The organism is Dietzia cercidiphylli (genome assembly GCF_014145145.1).
GTDB lineage: Bacteria > Actinomycetota > Actinomycetes > Mycobacteriales > Mycobacteriaceae > Dietzia > Dietzia natronolimnaea.
The window spans coordinates 1-8,720 of the sequence record NZ_JAALEA010000116.1; the positions used below are offsets into that span (position 1 = coordinate 1).

The window sequence follows — 8,720 nt, forward strand, 5'->3', positions numbered from 1 at the left end:
CGGCCGGCGTCATGCAACCGGCTCGCGCGGACCTCGACTACCCGGCCGGGTTGGCCCGGGTCACCGCGCCAGCGCTGTCGGTGGTGATCGCGGGCGACACGCTCGCCCCCGAGGGGGCCGCGCGCAATCTACTGGCCATGCTCCCGTCGGCGCGCACTACCCTCGAGGTCGAGCCGGAGCCGCTCGGCCACAACGCGTGGGCGCGCCAGCCCGCTGAGGTGGTCGCCCGGGTGCTGGCGTGGATGGCGCGGGAGGGGCTCACCCCTGGTCGGGACGACGACGAGGTAGGCGACGCCTGAAGAACTCGTAGGTGAGGACCGCTTTCCGGGCCTCCTGCGAGTTGTCGGCGGCACCGGCGTGGCCGCCCTCGATGTTCTCGTAGTACGCCACCTCGTGTCCGGCGGCCTCCAGGGCGGCCGTCATCTTGCGGGCGTGACCGGGGTGTACGCGGTCATCCCGGGTCGAGGTGGTCATGAGGACCGGGGGGTAGGGGCGATCCGCGGCGGGGTCGATGTGCTGGTACGGCGAGTACGCGCCCAGGAAGTCGTCCCAGTCCGCGGAGTCGGGGTCGCCGTACTCGGCCATCCACGACGCGCCGGCCAACAGCAGGTGGTAGCGCCGCATGTCCAGCAGCGGGACCGCGATCGCGATCGCGCCGAACAGTTCCGGATAACGCGTGAGCATGACGCCCATGAGCAGCCCCCCGTTGGACCCGCCGGTCGCGCCGAGCTGATCGCGGGTGGTCACCCCTGTGGAGACGAGGGCCCGGGCCACGGCCGCGAAGTCCTCGAACGCGCGGGGGCGGTTCTCGCGGACGGCGGCCTTGTGCCAGGCGGGCCCGTACTCGCCCCCACCGCGGATCCCCGCGACCACGTAGACGCCGCTCCCGGTGAGCCAGAGCGCCCCACGCAGCGCCGCGTACGACGGCCGCATGGACACCTCGAAGCCGCCGTATCCGTAGAGGATGGTCGGCCTCGGCCCGTCGGGGCCGGGGCCGCGCATCACGGTGTAGGGCACGCGGGTGCCGTCGTCGCTGACCGCTGTGTGCCGGGTGACCTCGATGCCGGTGGTGTCGAACCGGTCGGGGGTGGACCCGAGCGTCGTGGTGGAGCCGTCCGCGCGCAGCAGCACCAGCGACGGCGGCACGATCGGCCCGGACACCGCGAGGACGGCGTCGTCGGGGTGTGGGCGCTGGTCGTCGTCCATTCCGCCGCCTGCGTCGGCGCCGGACAGGCGGTCGCAGGACAGCACGTCCACCGACACGTGGTCCGGTAAGCCCTCGACGGGGCGGGGCTCCCAGGCCCCGTCCGCGGCGTCGGGGATCGTGTACGCCTCGAGGCGGGACTCGGTGTCGTCGAGGATCGTCAGCAGGATCCGGCCCCGGCCCCAGGTCACGTCCTCGACCGTGGTGGAGGGGGTGGGGGAGAACAGGACGACGGGCTCGGGCAACCGCGAGGGGTCGGCGTCGATCGCGGCCCACGGCAGCACGAGGACCGACCCGCCGGCGTGGGTGCATCCGGCGACCTCGAGATCGGTGCGCGGCCGCAGCAGCAGCCAGTCCCCGCACGACTCCACGCGGCAGTCCTCGGGGACCGGGAGTCGGTGGGGTGCGGTGGTCGAGGGATCGACCTCCGGGGACCAGAACCACTCCTCGGAGGTGTGGAAGTCGGGGGCACGGCTGGCCGTGTAGCGGCCCGAGGTGAGGTCGTACGCGGCGCCCACCGCCACGTCCTCCGATCGTCCGGAGAAGATCACCGGCGCGCTGAGCGGGTCGGTCCCGCGACGCCACAGCCGCGCCAGGCGGGGGTAGCCGGAGTCGGTGGCGTCCGACCCGCCGGGGTCCAGCGGCGAGGACAGCAGCAGGGTGTCCCGGTCCACCCAGGACACCGAGCTCTTGGCCTCGGACAACCGGAACCCGCCCTCGGACTCCGGGACGAATCGGCGGGCGGTCAGATCGAACTCGCGGACCTCCACCGCGTCCGCGCCCCCGCGGGAGAGCCGGATGAGCGCCCTGTCGTCCGCGGGGCGCCGGACCACGGTGCCCGAGTAGACCCAGTTGACCCCCTCCTCGGCGGCCAGGGCGTCCACGTCCACCAGGGTCTCCCAGGCCGGGTGGTCGACGCCCGGGGCACCACGCGAGAGCACGGACCACGGCACCCGTCGCCGCAGACCGCGGGGATGGTCGGCGTCCCGCCAGAGGGTGTAGGCGTGGCGGCCGCGCAGGACCGGCCACGCGATGCGGTCCGAGGCGTCGAGGATCTCCAGGGCGCGGGCGTACGCCGTCTCGGCCTCCGGCCCGGAGGCGAGATCCGCCACGGTTCGGTCGCTCCGGTCCCGGACCCACTCGAGGGCCCCGGCGGAGTCGACGTCCTCGAGATGCAGGAACGGGTCGGGAGACGCGGATGAGTTCATGCCCCGATGATGCCGTGTGCGGCCCGTCGGCAACTGAACCGGTGTAAGAAATCCACAGGATCTTGTTACCGGGCCGTAGCGTCAGTACCATCAACGCCATGCAGGGGTCGCCTGACCCGGCCGTTCTCGAAATCCTCGGGAATGCACTCGATAAACGGAGATACACAATGGGTTCCCTCACCGACATCCTCAGCAGCGGCTCGGGCGAGTCCGGTTCGCTCAGCGGCGGCAGTGCCACCGGCAACATCACCGACATGATCGCCGACACCATCGGCGACATCGTCGCCACGGCTCTCAAGTCGGTCCTGGGCAACCTGTCCTGAGCGCGCCCCACTCGGGCACCGTCGCCGCCCCTCCCCCCGGGAGGAGGCGGCGACGTTCATTTCGGGTGGGGTTCCGCGCCGCTCCGCCGCTCGGCGGCCGTCGGGAGCGCTACCCTGTGTGTCGTGGCTGACACTCATTACGACCTCATCGTCCTCGGCGCGGGCCCCGGTGGCTACGTCGCCGCGATCCGCGCCTCGCAGCTCGGCCTCAAGGTGGCCGTGATCGAGGAGAAATACTGGGGCGGTGTGTGCCTCAACGTCGGGTGCATCCCCTCGAAGGCGCTGCTGCGCAACGCCGAGCTGGCCAACACGGTGCTGCGTGACGCCAAGACGTTCGGGATCTCCGGGGACGTCTCCTTCGACTACGGGGTGGCCCACGACCGGAGCCGCAAGGTCTCGGACAACATCGTCAAGGGTGTCCACTTCCTCATGAAGAAGAACAAGATCACCGAGATCGACGGCTTCGGTACCTTCACCGACGACAAGACGATCGAGGTCGACGGCACCTCGTACACGTTCGACAACTGCATCATCGCCACCGGCTCCGTGGTCAAGACGCTGCCGGGGATCGAGCTGAGCGAGAACGTGGTGGACTACGAGGACCAGATCCTCTCCCGTGAGCTGCCGGACTCGGTCGTGATCGTCGGCGCCGGGGCCATCGGCATGGAGTTCGCCTACGTCATGTCCAACTACGGCGTCGAGGTGACGATCGTCGAGTTCATGGACCGTCTCCTGCCGAACGAGGACGAGGAGGTCTCCAAGGAGATCGCCAAGCACTACAAGAAGCTCGGCGTGAAGGTCCTGACCGGGCACAAGACCACCAAGGTCACCGACAACGGCGACTCGGTGGAGGTGGAGGTCGAGAAGAACGGTGAGGAGGGCAAGTCCCAGACTCTGACCGTGGACAAGGTGCTGATGGCCGTGGGGTTCGCGCCCCGCGTCGAGGGCTACGGCCTGGACAAGACCGGCGTCGAGCTCACCGATCGCGGCGCCATCGCCATCGACGACAACATGCGGACCAACGTCAAGGGTATCTACGCCCTCGGCGACGTCACAGCCAAGCTGCAGCTGGCCCACGTGGCCGAGGCGCAGGGAGTCGTGGCAGCCGAGACCATGGCGGGTGCCCAGACGCAGACGCTGGGCGACTACCGGATGATGCCGCGCGCCACCTTCTGCCAGCCGCAGGTGGCCTCGTTCGGGCTCACCGAGGCCCAGGCCCGCGACGAGGGCTTCGACGTCAAGGTGGGCAAGTTCCCCTTCTCCGCCAACGGCAAGGCCCACGGGCTCGGCCACGCGGTCGGGTTCGTCAAGGTCGTGGCCGACGGGACGCACGGCGAACTGCTCGGTGCCCACCTCATCGGCCCCGACGTCTCCGAGCTGCTGCCCGAGTTGACCCTGGCGCAGATGTGGGACCTCACCGCCGAGGACGTGGCGCGCAACGTGCACACCCACCCGACCCTGTCGGAGGCCATGAAGGAGGCCGTCGAGGGCGTCAGCGGCCACATGATCAACCTCTAGGGGCGCCGGCCCGGCCCTGACCCGGCCCGGCCCTGACCCGGCCCGCACTCACCGGGCTCCCCGGCCCACCCCGCACCGGTCCGGGCCCGCCCCGCACCGGGCAGCGGTCAACGAAAACCGGGCAGCGATCAACGAAAAGAGCGTTCCGCGCACTCCCTCTCGGGCGACGTGCGCGGAACGCTCTTCTCGATGGCTGGGGCGCAGGCGACGGTCGAGCGGCTTACTCGGCCACCACGATCTTGGCCATCTGCGCCTCGTAGATGGCGTCCAGGGCGCCGGCCGCGGAGGGCAGGACCGGGTCCGCCTCCGGGTTGTTGCCCCGGGCCGCGTACTCGACGCTCACGGTGGTGTCACGGGTGAAGCCGTGGATCGCGATGGCCCGGCTCAGTGAGCGGGTGCCGTCCGGCCGGGTGGTGATGAAGTCGCTGGTAACCCGGAAGCCCTCGGCGCCCTCGATGGCCGGGGCGTCCGCCACGGTCATGACGAGTTCGACGTCGGGGTTGGTGGAGCTCCGCGAGGTGGTGCAGGCCTCGTACAGGGAGCGGTCCATGAAGTCGTCGAGCTTCTGACCCACCATGCCGATCCCGAAACGATGCTCGGTGTCGTCCTCCTCCGACTGCTTGTACCGCACCGCTGCGGTCAGCCCGTCGGTGGTCGCGAAGTTGGAGACGGTCTCGAGGCGGGAGACCCTGTCGCACGCCGGGTCCTCCATGAGCTGCTTGCCCTGGTCGGCGACGAGCTTGTCGACCGCCTCCTGGAGGAGATCCGGCTCGATTACCTGCACCACACCGCCACCGGGGGCCTCGCCCTCGGCCAGGACAAGCTGGTCGAGAGGTGCCTCGGGTGCGGACTCGTCGACGGTCGCCGTGGTCTGGGTGTCGCCCGGGGCGTCACCGTTCCCGGAGTCGTCGGAGTCCGACGTGCAGGCCGTGAGTGCGGCCGCGGTGACCAGTGCGAGGCCGGCGATCGCGACACGGCGGGGATTGCGGGTGCGAAGTCGCATCTCTCTCCTTCTAGTCCAGAGTCACCGACCATAGTGCCACCGGGCACCCGGTGACAGTGCATTCCGCCCCGAGTCGAGGCCGGGTGGACCCCGCATCCCTCCCGCACGTAGGCCGGATGGCACCCACATTCCCTGCCCGCCGGGCGTGAGATGGGCCGCACGGGGGGAGGTGAGGGGTTCGATACGGCGTCCGGGTGTCTACCCTTGATGCGTCACCGGACGAGCCCGATCGGCCCACCGACCCGGAAGTAGGATTCGACATGGACCATGACGGCATAGATGCCGTGCTCTTCGACCTCGACGGGGTCATCACCCCGACGGCCGAGAAGCACATGCAGGCGTGGAACCGGATGTTCTCCGCGTACTTCGCCGACCGCGGGATCGACCCCTACTCGGACGAGGACTACTTCCGCTACATAGACGGCAAACCGCGGGTGGAGGGGATCGCGTCGATGCTCGCCGCGCGCGGCATCACGCTGCCCGATGGCGTCGAGGGCGAGGGCGACGACGACGAGGGGTCAGCCGAGGCGGACACGATCACCGGGCTGGGGCTGCGCAAGAACATCGTCTTCCGTCAGCTGCTCGACGAGGGGATCGAGGCCTACCCGGGGTCGGTCGCCTACCTCGACGCCCTCGACGCCGCCGGGATCGCGTCCTGCGTGGTCTCCAGCTCCAAGAACGCGGGCCCCGTACTCGAGGCGGCGGGGCTGCGGGACCGCTTCGAGGTCGTCGTCGACGGGCTGGTGGCGCAGGCCGAGGGCATCCCGGGCAAGCCCCGGCCCGACACGTACCTGCGGGGGGCCGAACTGCTGGGCGTGCCCGCGGACCGCTGCGTGGTGATCGAGGACGCCGTCTCGGGCGTGCAGGCCGGTGCCGCCGGCGGGTTCGCCCACGTCGTCGGCGTGGACCGCGGCGCGGGCCGCGACGTCCTGCTCCGGGAGGGTGCCGACATCGTCGTCGTCGACCTGGCCGAACTGATCCCCGGGCTGACGGGGGCGCGGTCATGACACCCGTCCCCCCCGGGCGCGGCCCGGTCCACGACACGATCGGCCAGTCCGTCCCCGGCAACATCCGGACCACCTACGGCGTCAACCTCCGGAGCCACCTCGAGGTGCCGGAGATCAACCGCTCCACGCACCCCGCGGACCCGTGGCGCTGGGTGGAGACAAACCCCAAGGCCTCCCCGCTCGGGGTCTCCGAGACGCAGTTCGCCGTGGCCAACGGCTACCTGGGCATGCGCGGCAACCCCGAGGAGGGCCGTGATTCCCACACGCACGGCACCTACGTCAACGGGTTCCACGAGACCTGGCACATCCAGCACGCCGAGGACGCGTTCGGTCTGGCGCGCGAGGGCCAGACCATGGTGGACGCGCCCGACACCAAGACGATCCGCATCTACGTGGACGACGAGCCGCTGCGGGTGAGCGAGGCCGACCTCGAGCACTACGAGCGCAGCATCGACTTCCGCGACGGCATCCTGCGGCGCGAGCTGGTCTGGCGCACGCCGGCCGGCAAGAAGGTGGTCATCCGCACCACCCGCATGGTCTCGATGGTGGAGAAGCACCTCGCCGTGATGACCTACGAGATCGAGCTGCCCGACGAGCCCGCACCGGTGGTGATCTCGTCGCAGGTGCTCAACCGGCAGGACGGCGAGGACGAGTACCGCTCCGCCGAGACCGTGCCGGAGGGCTTCGACCCGCGCCGCTCGGACGGCCTCGACCACCGGGTGCTCGAGCCGGTGGTCTCCGACGGCCAGCGCGGTTACCAGGTCCACGGGTACCGCTGCGCCAACTCGGGCATGTCGATCGCCGTGGCGGTGGACCACGAGGTGGAGACCGAGGACGAGGTCGACATGAGCGTGGAGAGCGACGACGACGCGTCCAAGGTCGTCTACCACGCCCACGCCACCCCCGGTCGCGTCCTGAGGCTGACCAAGCTGGCGGCGTACCACACCTCCGAGAAGGTCCCCGCCGGTGAGCTCGCCGACCGGTGCGCGCGCACCCTGTCCCGCGCGCGCGACCGCGGCGTCGAGGACCTCCAGCGCACGCAGCGCGACTGGTACGACCACTTCTGGCATCGCGGGGACGTGGAGGTGGACGGCCCGCCCGAGACCCAGCAGGCCATCCGCTTCAACCTGTTCCAGCTGGCGCAGGCCTCCGCCCGCGCCGAGACCTACGGGATCGCCGCGAAGGGCGTCACCGGCAGCGGCTACTCCGGTCACTACTTCTGGGACACCGAGACCTACGTCCTGCCGTTCCTCACCTACACGATGCCGCGGTTCGCCCGGAACGCCCTGCGCTTCCGGTACTCGATGCTCGACAAGGCCCGCGCCCGCGCGCGCTTCCTGTCCGTGAACGGCGCGCTGTACCCGTGGCGCACGATCAACGGCGAGGAGGCGTCGGCGTACTACGAGGCCGGTACCGCGCAGTACCACATCAACGCCGACATCGCGCACGCCCTGGTCAAGTACCTGTGGGCCACCGACGACCAGGAGTTCATGATCCGCGAGGGCGTGGACATGCTGGTCGAGACCGCACGGATGTGGGTCTCGCTCGGGTTCTTCGCCGACGACGGCTGCTTCAACATCCACGGCGTCACCGGGCCCGACGAGTACACCACCGTGGTGGACAACAACCTGTTCACCAACGCCATGGCGAGGTTCAACCTGGTGGCCGCCGCGATCGCGTGCAAGCGGATCGCCGAGCTGGGTGACGGCCGGTGGGCGGGGATCTGTCGCCGCCTGAAGATCGACGACGGCGAGATCGCGGAATGGCGGCGCGCGGCCGAGAACATGGTGATCGCCTACGACGACGCGCTCGGGGTGCACCCCCAGGACCAGGACTTCCTGGCCAAGGAGGTCTGGGACCAGGACCTGGAGCACCCGCGCCGCCCGCTGCTGCTGCACTTCCACCCGCTGGTGATCTACCGGCACCAGGTGCTCAAGCAGGCCGACGTGGTGCTGGCGATGTTCCTCCGCGGCGACGAGTTCACCGAGGAGCAGAAGCGGGCCAACTTCGAGTACTACGATCCGCTCACCACCGGCGACTCGACGCTCTCGGCGGTCGTGCAGTCGATCATCGCCGCCGAGATCGGGTACTGCGACGAGGCGTTCGAGCACTTCTCCAAGGCGCTGGTGGTGGACCTGGCGGACGTGCACGGCAACGCCGCCCACGGGATCCACGTCGCCTCCGCGGGCGGGGTGTGGTCGGCGCTCGTGAGCGGGTTCGGCGGGATGCGCGACTACCGGGGCGAGATCTCGTTCGACCCCCGGGTGCCCGCCGAGTGGGGCGCGTTGACGTTCCGGCTGACCGTGCGCGGGACGCACGTGAAGGTCCGGTGCACCCACACGGAGATCACGATCGACAACCTCAACGGCGCGGACTTCGAGTGCACGGTGCAGGGGCAGCCGGTGACCGTACCCGCCGGCCAGACCCTCACGCTGGAACTGGACGAGCGGGCCCGCG

7 protein-coding genes are annotated in these 8,720 nt (G+C 70.3%); 5 read left to right on the top strand and 2 right to left on the bottom strand.

The genetic code is table 11. From position 1 onward, the window contains the following. Nucleotides 1-299 (top strand): alpha/beta fold hydrolase (locus G6028_RS04920; RefSeq protein WP_182658225.1); only part of this gene is annotated, 299 nt, incomplete at its 5' end. Here the strand turns inward: G6028_RS04920 and G6028_RS04925 are convergent. Then, nucleotides 259-2,445 (bottom strand): prolyl oligopeptidase family serine peptidase, encoded by a 2,187-nt coding sequence (locus G6028_RS04925; protein WP_277817572.1) that lies wholly within the window; start codon nucleotides 2,443-2,445, stop codon nucleotides 259-261. The two genes, G6028_RS04920 and G6028_RS04925, sit on opposite strands and share 41 nt — an antisense overlap. A gap of 134 nt (nucleotides 2,446-2,579) precedes the next feature. Between G6028_RS04925 and G6028_RS04930 the strand changes: the two genes are divergently transcribed. After that, nucleotides 2,580-2,735, top strand: a complete 156-nt coding sequence (locus tag G6028_RS04930; protein ID WP_182658227.1) for a hypothetical protein — start codon at nucleotides 2,580-2,582, stop codon at nucleotides 2,733-2,735. A gap of 123 nt (nucleotides 2,736-2,858) precedes the next feature. Beyond that, nucleotides 2,859-4,253, top strand: coding sequence for a dihydrolipoyl dehydrogenase (gene lpdA, locus G6028_RS04935; RefSeq protein WP_017837816.1), 1,395 nt, complete (start codon nucleotides 2,859-2,861; stop codon nucleotides 4,251-4,253). 220 nt (nucleotides 4,254-4,473) lie between these two features. Here the strand turns inward: lpdA and G6028_RS04940 are convergent, their stop codons facing one another. Beyond that, the gene (locus G6028_RS04940) at nucleotides 4,474-5,256 is read right to left on the bottom strand and encodes a hypothetical protein (protein ID WP_182616162.1); all 783 of its coding nucleotides are present in this window, start codon (nucleotides 5,254-5,256) and stop codon (nucleotides 4,474-4,476) included. 260 nt (nucleotides 5,257-5,516) lie between these two features. On the opposite strand from G6028_RS04940, the gene G6028_RS04945 reads away from it, so the two are divergent. Both G6028_RS04945 and G6028_RS04950 read left to right on the top strand, forming a co-directional pair. Beyond that, nucleotides 5,517-6,263 (top strand): HAD family hydrolase, encoded by a 747-nt coding sequence (locus G6028_RS04945; RefSeq protein ID WP_182658228.1) that lies wholly within the window; start codon nucleotides 5,517-5,519, stop codon nucleotides 6,261-6,263. Continuing rightward, the coding region (locus G6028_RS04950) for a glycoside hydrolase family 65 protein (RefSeq protein ID WP_182658229.1) at nucleotides 6,260-8,720 on the top strand (2,461 nt) is incomplete at its 3' end. The genes G6028_RS04945 and G6028_RS04950, both read left to right, overlap by 4 nt.